The organism is Haladaptatus sp. QDMS2 (assembly GCF_029338295.1).
In the GTDB taxonomy this organism is placed as follows: Archaea; Halobacteriota; Halobacteria; order Halobacteriales; family Halococcaceae; genus QDMS2.
Genome location: NZ_CP119791.1, coordinates 1,177,962 through 1,192,533 on the forward strand (window position 1 = coordinate 1,177,962; position 14,572 = coordinate 1,192,533).

The following is a 14,572-nucleotide window of genomic DNA, read 5'->3' on the forward strand; positions in this document are numbered from 1 at the left end:
TGTCATTTATATACTATCAATCTGCGTACTGAGACCTGTAGGTGAACAACATGGCAACTAACACTCCCCTCACCGGAGCCAACACGTTCGAAAGCCGTCTCGGTGGCATTACCGTTCGGAGCGAAGCCTCGAGCCTGAGCGCGTGGTTCGTCCTCGCGCTTCGACTCATGATGGGCATCGCGTTCCTCAATGCGGGCATCGAGAAGGTTCTCGTAGCCGGCTGGAGCGCGCAGGGCTACCTGCTCAACGTCGCGGCGACTAACGGGAACCCGCTCGAAAGCATGTTCCTCTGGATGGGCCAGACCGCCTGGTTCGTTGACTTCCTCGCCATCGCTGTCCCGTGGGGTGAAGTGTTCATCGGCCTCGGCCTCATCGTCGGCGCGCTGACCCGCCTCGCGGCGTTCTTCGGCGCGTTCATGATGCTCATGTTCTACTTCGGCAACTGGAGCATCGAACACGGCGTCATCAACGGCGACTTCGCGTACATGCTGGTCTTCCTCGCGGTGGCCGCGTTCGGTGCGGGTCGCATCCTCGGCCTCGACACATACTTAGAGCGCATCGAAATCGGCGGCGTGCCGCTGGTCGAACGCTACCCGCGCCTGCAGTACATCTTCGGCTAAATCCCAGCTTTTTCTTACTCGACGTACAGCGCGTAGACCAGCACTGCGAAGCCAATCGTCGTGAGTAAACTCTCGATGAGCGCGACTGTCGTCGCGTCGAATCTGAGGACCTGGTCTGCAAATCCCGCCATCAGCGCTCCCAGCGTGACGATGGCGAATCCGACGGTGAGCGCCCGAAGTGCGGGCGACTCCGTCCGACGGTAGGCTTTGTATGCGTAGTATGTGATGAGACCGCCTAAGACCAGCGTGAGTGTCTTCAGGACGACGAGTGCGGTGACGGAAATGGTCACGTTCCCTTCCGCACCTCCTGCCAGAGCGCAGAGAGACGCTCGTCCGGCGTCTGTGGCGGTCGCACGATAGAGAGGATCAACTCGCGGTCGTCGTCCAGTCGGAACGTCACCTCCTCGAAGGCGAGGCGATACCGCGTCGTGTGATGACCGTCCATCCGCATCTCGACGAGCGGCTCGACGAGCGAGGCTTCCTCCAGTTGGTTTATCTTCCGATAGGTCGTCGAACGGGGCACGCCCGCCTCCGCGGCGAGTTCTTGGACGGTCTTGGGTTCAGCGAGGTGTTGGAACAGCGATCGACTCACCGGGTCGTCGAGTGTGTCGAGAACGGCCTGTATCCCCGGGCCCGTCCGCCGCCAGGAGTCCCGAACCATATACCCGAGACGTGTCGCTCACGAATAATAACTACTCCGCCCATGCAAACGTTTAGGTTCCAGTCTCGTGATTCGTGGGTATGCGCCGTTTCGTCGTCACCACGGTTCTTTGCGTCGCCTGGACGATGAGCGTCGGTCTCGCCGTCGGGCAATCGACCACGAATGGCACCACCACTGCTGCTGAAGCGACGAATGTGACGACGGCGTCCCCCTTCAGCGGGTTTACGCTCGGAGCAGCCCTCCTCGCCGCGCTCGTCGCCGGTGGCTACGTCCTCTTTTTCCGGTAAGGCACTGGGCCGCCCTCAGCCATTAAGTGCTATCCGCCGTAAGGTGAACCTGCGATGAAACTCACCTGGTACGGTCACTCGACGTGGTACGTGGAAGTGGCGGAAACGAGTCTGCTCATCGACCCGTTTTTCGACAATCCGAAAACCGAGAAATCACCTGAAGACATCCCGGAACCGGAGTATCTGTTGCTCACACACGGGCACGCAGACCACATCGCGGACGCCGGGTCCTTTACGAACTCCACGGTCGTCGCGACGCCCGAACTCGCCGAGTTCGTTTCCGACGAGTTCGGCCACGAAGACACCATCGGGATGAACATCGGCGGAACCGTCGAGTGCGGTGACGCCTACGTAACGATGCACCGCGCAGACCACACGAACGGCATCATGACCGACTACTCGAACTCCGGCGGGATGCCCGGTGGATTCATCATCAGTGACACGAAGCCAACGCAGGTGTCCGACTCGGAGAGCAACACCTTCTACCACGCTGGCGACACCGGCCTGATGACCGAGATGCGCGACGTCATCGGCCCGTACCTCGAACCGGACGCCGTCGCCCTGCCAATCGGCGACCACTTCACGATGGGGCCGTGGCAGGCCGCCATCGCGACCGACTGGCTCGACGCAGACTACGCCTTCCCGATGCACTACGACACCTTCCCACCAATCGAACAGGACCCGGAGGACTTCAAGAAGGAAGTGACGGCGACCGGCAGCGGCACAGAAGTCGTCGTTTTGGACGGCGACGAGACGTTCGACCTCGCAGACCAGTAATCGAAACTCTCCGTTTTTGCGCTCGTGGGTCGATGACGCAGCACAGTTATCCCAGTGTGTTGCGAATACAACGGACGTACCATGCCAGTACGTTCAACCGAGGCCGTGTGGGAGGGAACGCTCCGTGAGGGTAGTGGAACCATCAAATCCGAGTCCGGACACATCGACGCGCCGTATACCTGGAAAGCCCGGTTCGAGGAGGGCGACGAGACGAACCCAGAAGAGTTGCTCGGTGCGGCCCACGCTGCCTGCTTCGCCATGCAGGTCGCCGCGAACCTCCAGCGAGCCGGCTTCGACCCACAGCGGATGAAAGCGACCGCCAACGTCCACATGGAGAAGGTGGACGGAGCGCAAACGATTACCAAAATCGTCCTCGACCTCGAAGGGGAGGCCCCCGACGTGTCAGAAGACGAGTTCCTCGAGGCTGCTACCGCCGCGAAGGAAAACTGCATCATCTCCCGGGCGCTCGCCGCCGTCGAGACGGAGATGAACGCAAAACTCGTCTGACGGGGAAACCCTGATACGTCCGCTTATTTTACCCATACGTATGTCAGAGCGCCCGTGGAGAGACCGAATCGTCGGCGCACGCATGACGGTCGATAACTTGTTCGCAGACCGCATCGCAGAGGCACAACTCACCCGCCAGGAGTGGGGCCTCATCATGATGGCCGTGGAACTCGAAATCGAGCATCCAGAGGATCCAGACCAGGCGCGACTCGTCGCCAATACCGAGAAACTCCCGGACATCGTCCCCGAACTCGATAACATCCGCCAGCAGATGGAAGGCGGCATGGGCGGGCCACCGCAGAAAAAGCAATCCGGGGGGATGATGAAGTCGGTCAAAAGCGCGCTCGGACTCGGCAGCAACGAGCCTGACGTGGACGAAGCCGAAATTCGTAACGCAGAGCGGCTCGCTCAGGAGTACGCAGACATGCTCCAGAAACACTTACAGGAGAACGGGCGCTGGGACGACGTTCGGCGGGTCGCCGCAGAACAGGACTAGAGTTCTTCGCCAGTGTAGTGAAGCGACAGTTCTTCGGCCTGATAGATATTGATGAGCTCGTTGATGATTTCGTCGTAGGACTCATCTTCTTGGCGGAGGCCGTCCAGCCGGTCGAGCGTCTTCTCGTCTAAGTGCACGCGAGGCATACGAACCGGTAGCACTCGACGGGTGATAAAATCAGGGGCCCTCAGAGGCGTTCGACGATGGCCGCCGTCACGTCCTCCGTGGACGCATCGCCGCCGAGGTCCGGCGTGTGCGGGCCGGATTCGAGTATCGATTCGACGGCACTGCGCACCCGTCGCGCCTCTTCGCCGTAGCCGAGGTGGTCTAGCAACATCGCACCCGAGAGAATCGTCGCCGTCGGGTTCGCGATACCCTGACCGGCGATGTCCGGGGCGCTCCCGTGAACCGGTTCGAACAGCGCGTTCTCCGGCCCGACGTTGGCACTCGGGAGCAAGCCGAGGCCGCCGACGAGGCCAGCAGAGAGGTCAGAGAGCATGTCGCCTGCCAGATTCGGGCAGATGACGACGCCGTACTCCTCCGGGCGGAGGATGAGGTGCATCGCCAGCGCGTCCATGAGCGCGGTGTCGTAGTCCACGCCGCGCTCGTCTCCCACCTGCTTCGCCGTCTTGAGGAACAGGCCATCGGTCTGGCGCATCACGTTCGCCTTGTGGGCGATGGTGACCTTGTCGTAGCCGTTCTGTTCGGCGTAGTCGAAGCCGAATTCTGCGATGTTCCGCGAGGCGTCCTCGGTGATGACGCGGGTGAGCGTCCGAACGCCGGGAGCGACTTCTGACTCGATGCCCTTGTAGACACCCTCCGTGTTCTCGCGGATGAACACGAGATCAGTCTCCGGCTTGAGCGCCTCGATGCCGGGGTACGCCGTCGCCGGACGGACGTTTGCGAACGATTGGACGACGCCGCGAAGCGGGAGAATCACGTCCGCGGCCGTTTCGCCCGCTGCGCCGAACAGCGTGGCGTCTGCCGCTGCGGCGAGTTGCCGCGTCGCTTCTGGAAGTGCTTCGCCGGTTTCTGCTTTCACGGCGTCGCCCGCGTCGCCCTTCACGAACTCGAAACCGAGGTCGAGCGCGTCAAGGACGTCCACGGCTGCGGGGGTGACTTCCTGGCCGATTCCGTCGCCCGGAATCACGGCGATTTTCTCAGTCATCGCTCTCCATGTACGGCAGTGCGTTTGCGGTCTCTGCAACGGCAGTCGCATTCGATTTCAGCAACGCAGTGGTGTCCCACTCGCCCTCGACGAGGGCCTGGCGCTGGGCGTCGTCTACGGTCACGGAGACCGTCTCGTCGCCGTAGGTGACGGTTTCTGCGGCCACGTCCACGTCGAGTTGCTCGTCGGGGTTCGCCTCGACCCAGTTTTGAATCTCGGCGACCGTCTCGTGGTCTGCGGTCACGGTTGGAATCCCGAGTGCGAGGCAGTTACCCGCGAAAATCTCGGCGAACGATTCGCCGACGATGGCGTCGATGCCCCAGCGCATGAGCGCTTGCGGGGCGTGTTCGCGAGAGGACCCACAGCCGAAGTTGCTGTTCACGACCAGGACGGACGCGCCCTGATACTGCGTCTCGTTGAACGGGTGGTCTTTCTGGTCGTCGTGTTCGTCGAATCGCTGGTCGAAGAACGCGAACTCTCCGAGCCCTTCGAAGGTGACCACCTTCATGAACCGCGCCGGGATGATTTGGTCGGTGTCGATGTCGTTACCGCGAACGGGAATCCCCGTCCCGGAGACGAACTTGACGCTCGGCACGTCGGTCATACTTCAGCCACCTCCTTTAAATCGCGAACGTCAGTGACCTCGCCGGTCACCGCCGCTGCCACGACCATCTCGGGGCTCATGAGGACGGTCCGCCCGTCCTTGCTCCCCTGTCGACCGATGAAGTTCCGGTTCGACGACGAGGCGGAGGCTTCGTCGCCCTCCAGTTGGTCGTCGTTCATCCCGAGACACATCGAACAGCCAGCCTGCCGCCATTCGAAGCCGGCCTCGCGGAAGATTTCGTCCAAGCCTTCGGCCTCGGCCGCGGTTTTCACGCGCTGGCTGCCGGGGACGACCATCGCCCGGACGTCCGGGTGCACCTGCCGACCCTCGACAATTTTCGCCGCCGCGCGCAGATCGGGCAGGCGGGCGTTCGTACAGCTACCGAGGAAGGCCACGTCGATTTTGTAGCCTTCCATCGTCTCACCGGGTTCGACGCCCATGTGCGCCTGACTCATCCGAGCCGTGTCCTGCTTGTCCGCAGGCAGGTCCTCGGGGGCGGGAACTGGCTGTTTGATGCCGACGCCTTGACCGGGGGTGGTCCCCCACGTCACGGTCGGTTCGATTTCCGAGCCGTCGATGGTGACCACGTCGTCGTACTCGGCGTCGTCGTCGGAGCGAATCGCCTCCCAGTACTGCTTCAGGCGCTCGAACTTCTCCGGATTATCTGCGAAGGCGTCCGTCTCGCGCAGGTACTCGTAGGTGGTCTCGTCGGGATTGACGTACCCCGCACGCGCACCGCCCTCGATGGACATGTTGCAGACGCTCATCCGTCCCTCCATGTCGAGGCTCTCGATGGCCTCGCCCGCGTACTCGTAGACGTAGCCGACGCCGCCGTCGGTGCCGAGTTCGCTGATGATGGTGAGGACGACGTCCTTCGCGGTGACGCTCTCGCCGAGTTCGCCGGTGACCTCGACCTTCCGCACCTTCTTTTTCTCCATCGCCACGGTCTGGGTGGCGAGTACGTCGCGAATCTGCGAGGTGCCAATACCGAACGCCAGTGCACCGAACGCACCGTGCGTGGACGTGTGGCTGTCACCGCAGACAATGGTCGTTCCGGGCTGGGTGAGTCCCTGCTCCGGCCCGATGACGTGGACGATGCCCTGGTTCCCGGAGTTCGGGTCTGCGAACTGGATGCCAGCGTCGCGGACGTTTTCCTCCAGTTCGCTCATCATCTCCTCTGCGGCGTCGTCGGCGAACGGCCGCGACTGGTCCGCCGTCGGGACGATGTGGTCAACCGTCGCGTAGGTGCGCTCCGGGTAGGCGACCTCGAGGTCGCGTTCTCTGAGCATGCCGAATGCCTGCGGACTCGTCACCTCGTGGATGAGGTGGAGGCCGACGAACAACTGGTCTTGTCCGTTGGGCAGCGTCGTCACCTTGTGGCGGTCCCACACCTTGTCGTACAGCGTTCCCTCACTCATCGTCGTCTACGTCGGGTCCGCGCTCGAAGACGGGGTTGGCCCCCTCTCCGTTCGGCGGTTCGTGGTCTACGTCTTTCATCTTCTCCGGCTCCTCCTCGCGTTCCGGGTCGTGCCCGCCGTCGGTGATGACGACGCCTCGTCGGTACACCATCCCCTCGCCGAACGATTTGCCGGTGTAGGGGTTCGTGTGACTGATCTCCTTCATCGTCTTACGCATCTGTCTTCACCCGTTTTTTCTCCGTCTCGTCTTCCTGTTCCTGCTCACTCCACGCGAACAGGTCGCGCAGGCGTGCGCCGACCTGCTCGATTTCGTGGTTCTTCTCTGCGTGGCGCAGCTGGTTGTAGCTCGGGCGACCCGCCTGGTTCTCGACGATCCATTCGCGGGCGAACGTGCCGTTCTGGACGCGCTCTAAGACGTCCTCCATGCGCTCGCGGGCGTGTTCGTCCACGATTTCGTCGCCGCGGGTCAGTCCGCCGAACTCCGCCGTGTCGGAGACGGAGTCCCACATGCCGCCGAGGCCATCTTCGTACATCAGGTCGACGATGAGTTTGAGTTCGTTCAGGCACTCGAAGTACGCCATCTCGGGGCTGTAGCCCGCATCGACCAGCGTCTCGTAGCCCTGCTTGACGAGGCTCGTGACCCCGCCACAGAGGACGGCCTGTTCGCCGAACAGGTCAGTCTCCGTCTCCTCGCGGAAGGTCGTCTCGATGACGCCAGCGCGAGTACAGCCGATTGCCTTCGCGTAGGCGAGCGCCTCTTCTTTGGCCTCACCGGTCGCATCCTGGTGGACGGCGACGAGTCCGGGCGTCCCCTGTCCGGCCTCGTAGTTGCGGCGCACGAGGTGGCCGGGACTCTTCGGCGCGACGAGCGTCACGCTGATATCCTCGCTTGGCTCGATTTGGCTGTAGTGGATGTTGAAGCCGTGGGCGAACTGGAGGGTGTTACCCGGTTCCAGTTCGTCCTTGATTTGCTCGTAGACGGCTGGCTGGACGGTGTCCGGGACGAGTACGGAGACGATGTCTGCCTCTGCTGCCGCCTGCACCGGGTTCGTGACGCGCAGGCCGTCTTCCTCTGCGGCTTTGCGAGAGGAAGAGTTCTTTCGCAGGCCGACGACCACGTCGACCCCGCTCTCTGCGAGGTTCTGTGCGTGGGCGTGGCCCTGACTGCCGTAGCCGAGGACGGCGACGGTCTTGCCCTGTAACTGTGAGTCGTCTGCGTCGTTGTCGTAGTATACGGTCGTGGTGAATTCGTCTTCGTCTGTCATTGGTCTGAATTTGGGGTGGAGTTTGCTGGTGCGGTGCTCTCTGCTGAGGCGGCGGGCGACTCACCCGGAGTCGTCGGGGTGTCGCCGCGCGCCAGTGCGGTCTGGCCCGTCCGGGCGATTTCGATGATGCCGAACTGACGGAACGCATCGACGGCGTCGTCGATTTTCCGCTGGTCGCCAGTTATCTGGACGGTGATGGTTCGGGGACCGGCGTCTAACGTCTGACCCTCGTACATCTGGGTGATGGCGTGGACCTTGTCCGGTTCGTGGCCTTGGACTTTGAGCAAGACCAGTTCCGCGCGGACGGCGTCCGTGCCGAGTTCGCCGACGGCGATGGATGGTTTCAGCTTCGCCAGTTGCTTCTTTATCTGGTCGATGCCCGCGTCCGTCTCCTCGACGACGAGGGTGATGCGGGCGTGGCCGTCGACCGTCGTCGGGCCGACGGTCAGGCTCTCGATGTTGAACTGGCGGCGGCTGAACAGCCCGGAGACGAGCGACAGCACGCCGGGTTCGTGTTCGACGAGCGCGGAGACGGTCGCCTGTCGCGTCTCCTGTGCTGCCTCCGCAACCGGGTCGATACGCTCGCCCTGGGCGTTGCGTCTGCCGTCTGGGTGCGGTCGTTCCTCTGGTCGTGGGCCTTGCAGTCCTTGCGTCATAGCTGGTCCTCCGAGAGGGCGAACAGGCCGTTCGCACCGCCGCTCGCGACCATTGGGTAGACGTTCGCGCCGGGGTCGATGTGGAAGTCGATGACCGAGGGGCCGTCGTAATCAAGGGCAGCCTCGATGGTGTCCGCGACTTCGTCGTATTCGTCGACGCGGAAGCCTTTCGCGCCGAACGCCTCTGCCAGTTTGTCGAACTCGGGACACCAGCCGTAGTCGGAGGCTGAGTGGCGACCTTCGAAGAAGGCGTCCTGCCACTGGCGGACCATGCCGATGTACTTGTTGTTGAGCACACAGACGGTGATGTCCATGTTGTCACGGACGGCCACCGAGAGTTCCTGGAGCGTCATCAGGAAGGAGCCGTCTCCCTCGAAACTGACGACGGCCTGGTCCTCGCGGGCGGCTAGTCGCGCGCCGATGGCGGCGGGCAGGCCGTAGCCCATCGTGCCGAGGCCGTGGGAGGAAACCCACGTCCGCGGTTCCGTGTAGGTCCAGTACTGGACGGCCCACATTTGGTGCTGGCCGACGCCGGTGGTGACGATGGTGTCCGCGTCCGTCGCGGCGTCCATCGCCTCGACGACGAACTGCGGTTTGAGCGGTTCGTCGTCTGGCGTCCCGTAGTCCATCGGATACTCGGTTTTCCAGGTCTGACACTGTTCGCGCCACTCGTCTGCGTCCGGTTCGCCCGGTATCGCTTCGTGGAGTCGCGAGAGCGCGGTCCCCGCGTCACCGATGACGGGGTAGTCCGCGTAGACGTTCTTCGAGATTTCCGCCGGGTCGATGTCGATGTGGATGATTTCGGCCTCGGGGGCGAACGTGTCCACGCCACCGGTCAGACGGTCGTCGAAGCGCGTCCCGACGGCGAGCATCACGTCGCAGTGGGTGATGGCCATGTTGGCGTAGCCAGTGCCGTGCATCCCGGCCATCTCCATCGAAAGTTCGTGGTCCTCGGGGAACGCGCCCACGGCGGGCATCGTCGTGACGACTGGAATCTCGTGGGCGATTGCGAACTCGCGCAACTCCGCCGTTGCGTTCGCCTTGATGACGCCGCCACCGGCGAGGATGACGGGTTTCTCGGCGTTCGCGAGCGCTGTCGCAGCAGTCTCGACTGCTTCGTCGTCCGGGTCCGTCCGGGGATTGTAGGTCGATGGCGTGCGCGCAGGGCCGGGCTCGCGGTCGGTCGGCGCGTTCGTCACGTCTTTCGGGAGGTCGACGAGCGTCGGCCCCTGTCGGCCCGTCGCGGCCATGGCGAACGCTTCGCCGACCACGTCGCCGACGGTGTCCGTGTCCGAGGCGAAGTAGTTCGCCTTGGTGATGGGCGCGGTGACGCCCGTGGTGTCCGTCTCCTGGAAGGCGTCTGAGCCGACCATGTCGGACGGAACCTGTCCCGTGAGCGCAATCATCGGGTCGGAGTCCATGCTGGCGTCCGCGATGCCGGTGACGAGGTTCGTCGCGCCGGGGCCGGAGGTGGCGAGACACACGCCGGGTTTCCCGGAGACGATGCCGTAGGCGTCCGCGGCGTGGGCCGCAGACTGCTCGTGGGCCATCATCACGTGCGTCATCTCTGAGTCGTACAACGCGTCGTAGACGGGCATGATTGCGCCGCCCTGGACGCCGAACAGGTGCGTGACGCCGGCGTTTTCGAGCGCCCGAACGACGGATTGTGCGCCGTTCGTGACGGGTTTTTGCTTCGATTGCTCTGGTGGCTGTTCCTCGGTCGGTTCCTGATACGAGGAGGTTGCACGTTCGCTCATGTGTGGGCCTCCTGTGGTGGTGTCGGTCGTCGGTTCATCTGTCGTGTCGTGGTCGCAGGGGTCATCGGGATAGCGAGTGCTGGTGCTTCGAAGTCAGTGCAAAAATCGGTGGAAATGGGGGTAGGTAGGGGAGCTAGACCCCTACAATAATGAGCTGGACCGCAGCACCGCTCGTCGCCTGCGATTGCGTGGTGGCGGCGAGTGCCTGCATTAGTAGACCGATATGTGACGCTCCCATTATAACTGTTGTGCGTTGTGCAAACCTTGCTCACTTTACGGTCGTTCACGCGACGCTCGACAGCAGCAAAATCGCAGGCGGGCATGGTCAGGCTCTGACCTCCGACTGTTCTTTGACGCCCACCTCACGGGCGAACCGAATCAGCACGTCGTCGGTGACCTGCTGTTTCTCCGCGCCGAAGTCCTTGACCTTTCGCGTGACCGCTCGCACCTGCTCGTCGGTCGGGTCGAACCCTTCCTCGTGCAGGCGCTTGCGGACGGAGTGGGTCCCGGTGTGTTTCCCCATCACCAGTTCGCGCGTCGCGCCGACCATCTCCGGCGTCATCACGCCGGGTTCGAACGTCGAGGCGTTCTCGATGACGCCCGCGGCGTGAATGCCACTCTCGTGGGCGAAGGCGTTCTTGCCCACGACGGGTTTGTTCGCCGGTATCGGCACGTCGCTGCACTCTTCTACGATTTTCGCAATTTTCGTAATCTGCCTGGTGTCGATGCCGGTATCGACTCCGTACAGGCTCTCTGCGGCCATGACGACTTCTTCGTAGGCGGCGTTCCCGGCGCGTTCGCCGATGCCGTTGACGGAGACCTGCGCCTGGTGGGCACCGGCCTCGAACCCGGCGATGGCGTTCGCCGTCGCCAACCCGAAGTCGTCGTGGGTGTGGACATCCACGCGGGCGTCCGTGTGGGCGACCACGTCGGCAACCAAATTGGCCATCCGCGTGGGCGTCGCCACCCCACAGGTGTCGGGAATGTTAATCCAGTCAGTGCCAGCCTCGCTCACAGCTTCCACGACCTCGATGAGGAAGTCGTGGTTCGTTCGCGTCGCGTCCATCGGTGAGTACATCACCGTGACGCCGGCCTCCTTCGCACGCTCGACCGCGTCGACGGAGCGCTGTTTGGCTTCCGCGCGAGTGGCGTGCATGGAGTCTTCGAGCTGGATGTCGCTGGTCGACGAGAAGACGTGAACCATCTCCACGCCTGCGTCCAGCGCAGCCTCGATATCTTTGTCGACGACCCGCGCCAGTCCACACGTCGTTGTGCGCGTGCTCTCTGCGATGTCGCGGACGGCCTCGAACTCTGCGTCCGAGTTGACCGGGAAGCCCGTCTCGATGACGTGGGTTCCCATGTCGTCCAACGCCGCCGCTATCTCGCGTTTGTCATCGTACGAGAAGGACGTGCGTGGAGTCTGCTCTCCATCGCGGAGCGTGGTGTCGAAAATCCGTACCGTGTCTATCTCGGGGGCGGAGGTGTTAGTTAACGTGCCCTCGAAGAACTCGACCCGCCGTCTGAGACGACGTTTCCTCGGTATGTCGGTGAGACATTGTATCGCAACCAACAACCCACCGAGTATATAATACTTACGCTAAGACAGCTCACTTTCGAGAGTTGACACGAATAAGAGATGCGGCAAAACTTGAAAATCGACAGCAAGCGGCGTGTGAATACACTCAAAATGTCCTTATACACTGGGGTATGCTACCCCTTCAACGCACGCTTTAAATAATCGTGCAATAGTAAATTTTCAACCAAAACTGGCGGAATTTTCGTTGGGCGCGCTCTCGGGGCACCGCAACTGAACGGATGGTCGCCAGTGTGAGATTGGCTCGCACAGCAAAAAGCAGCAACCGAACGTGTTGGCCCGAGAAAATATGAGGCTCGCGCCCGTCTCTTTACTCGATGTCAGACGAAGTCACCGAACTCCTCCGTCGTGCGTATTCAGACGAGATCGAGACGGTCATGAACTACCTGACGAACGCCATCGTCCTCGATGGGGTTCGCGCCGCAGAAATCAAAGAGAGTCTCGATACGGACATCGACGAAGAACTCAGCCACGCGCGCCTGCTCGGTGAGCGTCTCAAGCAACTCGACGAGCGACCGCCGAGTTCCTACGACTTCGAAGCCCGCCAGCAGAACCTCCAGCCACCCGAGGATTCGACGGACGTGCTCGCGGTCATCGAGGGCGTCCTCGAAGCCGAGAACGATGCCATCGACACCTACCGGAAACTCATCAAGGCCGCAGAGAAAGCCGACGACCCAGTGACTGAGGACCTTGCCGTGACGATTCTCGCCGACGAGGAAGCCCACCGGACGGAGTTCCGCGGCTACCGCAAAGAGTACCGAAACGACTAGGGTCGGGCCGGCGGTTCCACAGTCCGAACTCACAGCGCTGACAGTCCCGCTCAACAGTATATTTTTCCCGCCCGCATCCCAGATGGGGATATGGGCGATTTCGACCTCGATTTGCGGGCCGCAGAGAGTGAACTTGAAGAAGAGGGGCAGGGGACCGGGGAGATAGTCCTCGGCGTACTCGACGGTGGGACGCCACCCGAAGAGTGGGTCGAAGCTGTCCGCGAGGGCAAGACGCTGTTCCTCGCCATCGAAGGCGACCTGAACCAACTGGCCGCGGGATTCGCCCGCGACGTCCGTGAACTCGATGGCGAGCTTATGCACTTCCGCGAGTTCCTCATCGTCACCCCGCCCGGCGTCGGCATCAACACAGACCGACTCTGACCGTCCTCACCCAATCGTCAGATAGTGGCCGTCCGGGTCTTTCACGACGAATTCTCCATCCCGTTCACGAACCGCGAGCGCCTGGTCCGCCACCTGTGCTACCTTCTCCGCAGGGTTCGAGGCCGTGACGCCGATATCGACGTGAACGCCACCCCGGGCGTCTGCGAGGCCGAGTTGCGGTTCCCAGAGTTCGATGTCGAAGGGACCCGCGTCGAGGCGTACCCGGCGGCGCTGGTCACCGCGGTCACGAACCTGTAAGCCGAGGTCGGTGTAGAAGGAAACTGCGCGCTCCAGGTCCTCTACTTCGAGGACGATTTCGAAAATACCCGTGATACCCGCGCCCTCGTCGTCCGATTGGCCGATTTCCACGCAGTTGCCCTCACCGTCGTAGAAGTACAGCGACTTCGCCGCGCCGAACTGGACCTCCTCCAACTCGAACGTCTCGCCGAGCGTGTTCCACCAGTCGTCGTACTCCGCTGCCGGGGTCGAAAAGGCGTAGTGCGTATGAAGCCCGCCGCGTGGAACCGTACTCGGCGCACGAAGAATCAGGTCCGTCTCGCCTGCGCCAAGCGCGACCTCGTTTTCACCTTCTCGACGGACGGGGAGCGCAAGGTGCTCGCGGTAGAACGACACCGCCGGGCCGAGGTACTTCACTTCGAGGGCTAACCAGCGCAGTGACGAGAACATATGGTCCGCTACGACGGGGGCGTCCTTAAGCGGTTCCCGAACGGGATAGGGAGTCTGTTTATCCGGCTTGCGTGCGTTTCTGTGAGTATGTCGATGAAAGCCACTGGCGTCGCCAGGGACCCCGAAATTATTGACGAGTGGGACGGCGGGTTCGGGTGGATTGCCCACCCAGAAGAACGAATGCAACGTGCGAGTCACGCCCTCGTTAGCGATGCGGGTCTCTGGCTCGTGGACCCCGTCGATTTCGACGGCCTCGACGACCACCTCGCCGCACGCGGGCCGGTCGCTGGCGTCGTACTGTTGCTCGACCGCCACAAGCGAGACGCCGCCAAAATCGCACGTCGTCACGACGTTCCCGTGTACCTTCCGCGATGGATGGACTCGGTCGAAGACGACCTCGAAGCTGCCGTCGAAGTGTTCAGCGGGGAACTGCCCGACACGGGCTACCGACTGCTCAAGGTCTACAACAACCCCTTCTGGCGCGAAGGGGCGTTGTTCCACGAAGAGACCGCCACGCTCGTCGTTTCGGAGGCCCTCGGGACCGTCCCCTACTATCTTGCCAGCGGCGAACGACTCGGTGTCCACCCCGCAGTCCGATTGACTCCGCCGCGCTCTCAGTTCGGGTCACTTCGCCCACAGCGGGTTCTGGTCGGTCACGGCGCCGGAATCGACACCGACGCGAGCGGCGCACTGGCGGCGGCGCTCTCGGGGTCGGTCAAACACACGCCAAAATTGTACCTACAAAATCTTCGCGCTTTTATTCCAGTTTGAGTAACCGCGGATTCTCACACACAGAACTTATGCAGAACGAATGACAGGCGAGAACTTCTCTATTCCCTGTGATTTCCGTTTGAACAGGTTTCTCCGACGATACTTTTTTATTAAATCATTCTGTAAGAGTGGTATACGTATGTGTGCCGTCTT

The 14,572-nt window shown here is 62.4% G+C and carries 20 protein-coding genes; 8 read left to right on the forward strand and 12 right to left on the reverse strand.

Features of this window, described 5'->3' with window-relative positions; genetic code table 11:
- Window positions 1-50 precede the first annotated feature (50 nt).
- Window positions 51-620 carry a DoxX family protein gene (locus P1M51_RS06480; RefSeq protein WP_276247366.1) on the forward strand — a complete coding sequence of 190 codons (570 nt, stop codon included), beginning with the start codon at window positions 51-53 and terminating at the stop codon, window positions 618-620.
- A 14-nt stretch (window positions 621-634) separates the two neighbouring features.
- On the opposite strand, the gene P1M51_RS06485 is transcribed toward P1M51_RS06480, so the two are convergent.
- Entirely contained in the window at window positions 635-910 is a 276-nt protein-coding gene (locus tag P1M51_RS06485) for a hypothetical protein (RefSeq protein ID WP_276247367.1), read from the reverse strand.
- On the reverse strand, window positions 907-1,281 hold the full coding sequence (locus P1M51_RS06490) for a helix-turn-helix domain-containing protein (protein ID WP_276247368.1): 375 nt from the start codon (window positions 1,279-1,281) through the stop codon (window positions 907-909). The genes P1M51_RS06485 and P1M51_RS06490 overlap by 4 nt, the downstream gene beginning before the upstream one ends.
- An 80-nt stretch (window positions 1,282-1,361) precedes the next feature.
- Here P1M51_RS06490 and P1M51_RS06495 point away from each other — a divergent pair, with 80 nt between their 5' ends.
- The 4 genes from P1M51_RS06495 to P1M51_RS06510 all read left to right on the forward strand — a co-directional run bounded on the left by P1M51_RS06495 (window position 1,362) and on the right by P1M51_RS06510 (window position 3,348).
- A complete protein-coding gene (locus P1M51_RS06495; RefSeq protein WP_276247369.1) occupies window positions 1,362-1,568 on the forward strand; it encodes a hypothetical protein in 207 nt (68 codons plus the stop codon).
- Between the two features lie 54 nt (window positions 1,569-1,622).
- A complete protein-coding gene (locus P1M51_RS06500; RefSeq protein ID WP_276247370.1) occupies window positions 1,623-2,345 on the forward strand; it encodes a metal-dependent hydrolase in 723 nt (240 codons plus the stop codon).
- 81 nt (window positions 2,346-2,426) lie between these two features.
- Window positions 2,427-2,852, forward strand: coding sequence for an OsmC family peroxiredoxin (locus tag P1M51_RS06505; RefSeq protein WP_276247371.1), 426 nt, complete (start codon window positions 2,427-2,429; stop codon window positions 2,850-2,852).
- A 40-nt stretch (window positions 2,853-2,892) separates the two neighbouring features.
- The gene (locus P1M51_RS06510; protein WP_276247372.1) at window positions 2,893-3,348 is read left to right on the forward strand and encodes a DUF5799 family protein; all 456 of its coding nucleotides are present in this window, start codon (window positions 2,893-2,895) and stop codon (window positions 3,346-3,348) included.
- Here P1M51_RS06510 and P1M51_RS06515 read toward each other — a convergent pair.
- The 9 genes from P1M51_RS06515 to P1M51_RS06555 all read right to left on the reverse strand — a co-directional run bounded on the left by P1M51_RS06515 (window position 3,345) and on the right by P1M51_RS06555 (window position 11,777).
- Complete coding sequence (locus P1M51_RS06515; protein ID WP_276247373.1) at window positions 3,345-3,494, reverse strand: hypothetical protein; 150 nt, start codon at window positions 3,492-3,494, stop codon at window positions 3,345-3,347. The two genes, P1M51_RS06510 and P1M51_RS06515, sit on opposite strands and share 4 nt — an antisense overlap.
- 41 nt (window positions 3,495-3,535) lie before the next feature.
- Entirely contained in the window at window positions 3,536-4,516 is a 981-nt protein-coding gene (locus P1M51_RS06520) for an isocitrate/isopropylmalate dehydrogenase family protein (protein ID WP_276274898.1), read from the reverse strand.
- Window positions 4,509-5,120 carry a 3-isopropylmalate dehydratase small subunit gene (leuD, locus tag P1M51_RS06525; RefSeq protein ID WP_276247375.1) on the reverse strand — a complete coding sequence of 204 codons (612 nt, stop codon included), beginning with the start codon at window positions 5,118-5,120 and terminating at the stop codon, window positions 4,509-4,511. The genes P1M51_RS06520 and leuD overlap by 8 nt, the downstream gene beginning before the upstream one ends.
- Entirely contained in the window at window positions 5,117-6,538 is a 1,422-nt protein-coding gene (gene leuC, locus P1M51_RS06530; protein WP_276247376.1) for a 3-isopropylmalate dehydratase large subunit, read from the reverse strand. The genes leuD and leuC overlap by 4 nt, the downstream gene beginning before the upstream one ends.
- The gene (locus P1M51_RS06535) at window positions 6,531-6,755 is read right to left on the reverse strand and encodes a hypothetical protein (RefSeq protein ID WP_276247377.1); all 225 of its coding nucleotides are present in this window, start codon (window positions 6,753-6,755) and stop codon (window positions 6,531-6,533) included. The genes leuC and P1M51_RS06535 overlap by 8 nt, the downstream gene beginning before the upstream one ends.
- Entirely contained in the window at window positions 6,748-7,803 is a 1,056-nt protein-coding gene (ilvC, locus tag P1M51_RS06540) for a ketol-acid reductoisomerase (protein ID WP_276247378.1), read from the reverse strand. The genes P1M51_RS06535 and ilvC overlap by 8 nt, the downstream gene beginning before the upstream one ends.
- Window positions 7,800-8,459, reverse strand: a complete 660-nt coding sequence (ilvN, locus tag P1M51_RS06545) for an acetolactate synthase small subunit (protein WP_276247379.1) — start codon at window positions 8,457-8,459, stop codon at window positions 7,800-7,802. Before ilvN ends, ilvC begins: the two co-directional genes overlap by 4 nt.
- Window positions 8,456-10,216 carry a biosynthetic-type acetolactate synthase large subunit gene (ilvB, locus tag P1M51_RS06550; RefSeq protein WP_276247380.1) on the reverse strand — a complete coding sequence of 587 codons (1,761 nt, stop codon included), beginning with the start codon at window positions 10,214-10,216 and terminating at the stop codon, window positions 8,456-8,458. Before ilvB ends, ilvN begins: the two co-directional genes overlap by 4 nt.
- A 325-nt stretch (window positions 10,217-10,541) precedes the next feature.
- Window positions 10,542-11,777, reverse strand: coding sequence for a LeuA family protein (locus P1M51_RS06555; RefSeq protein ID WP_276274992.1), 1,236 nt, complete (start codon window positions 11,775-11,777; stop codon window positions 10,542-10,544).
- Between the two features lie 350 nt (window positions 11,778-12,127).
- On the opposite strand from P1M51_RS06555, the gene P1M51_RS06560 reads away from it, so the two are divergent.
- Together P1M51_RS06560 and P1M51_RS06565 are read left to right on the forward strand one after the other, a co-directional pair.
- Entirely contained in the window at window positions 12,128-12,580 is a 453-nt protein-coding gene (locus P1M51_RS06560) for a ferritin-like domain-containing protein (RefSeq protein ID WP_276247381.1), read from the forward strand.
- Window positions 12,581-12,670: 90 nt separating this feature from the next.
- Window positions 12,671-12,961 (forward strand): DUF5779 family protein, encoded by a 291-nt coding sequence (locus P1M51_RS06565; protein WP_276247382.1) that lies wholly within the window; start codon window positions 12,671-12,673, stop codon window positions 12,959-12,961.
- A gap of 6 nt (window positions 12,962-12,967) precedes the next feature.
- Here the strand turns inward: P1M51_RS06565 and P1M51_RS06570 are convergent, their stop codons facing one another.
- Window positions 12,968-13,648 (reverse strand): VOC family protein, encoded by a 681-nt coding sequence (locus tag P1M51_RS06570; protein WP_276247383.1) that lies wholly within the window; start codon window positions 13,646-13,648, stop codon window positions 12,968-12,970.
- Between the two features lie 87 nt (window positions 13,649-13,735).
- Between P1M51_RS06570 and P1M51_RS06575 the strand changes: the two genes are divergently transcribed.
- A complete protein-coding gene (locus P1M51_RS06575) occupies window positions 13,736-14,419 on the forward strand; it encodes a hypothetical protein (RefSeq protein ID WP_276247384.1) in 684 nt (227 codons plus the stop codon).
- Window positions 14,420-14,572: the final 153 nt, after the last annotated feature.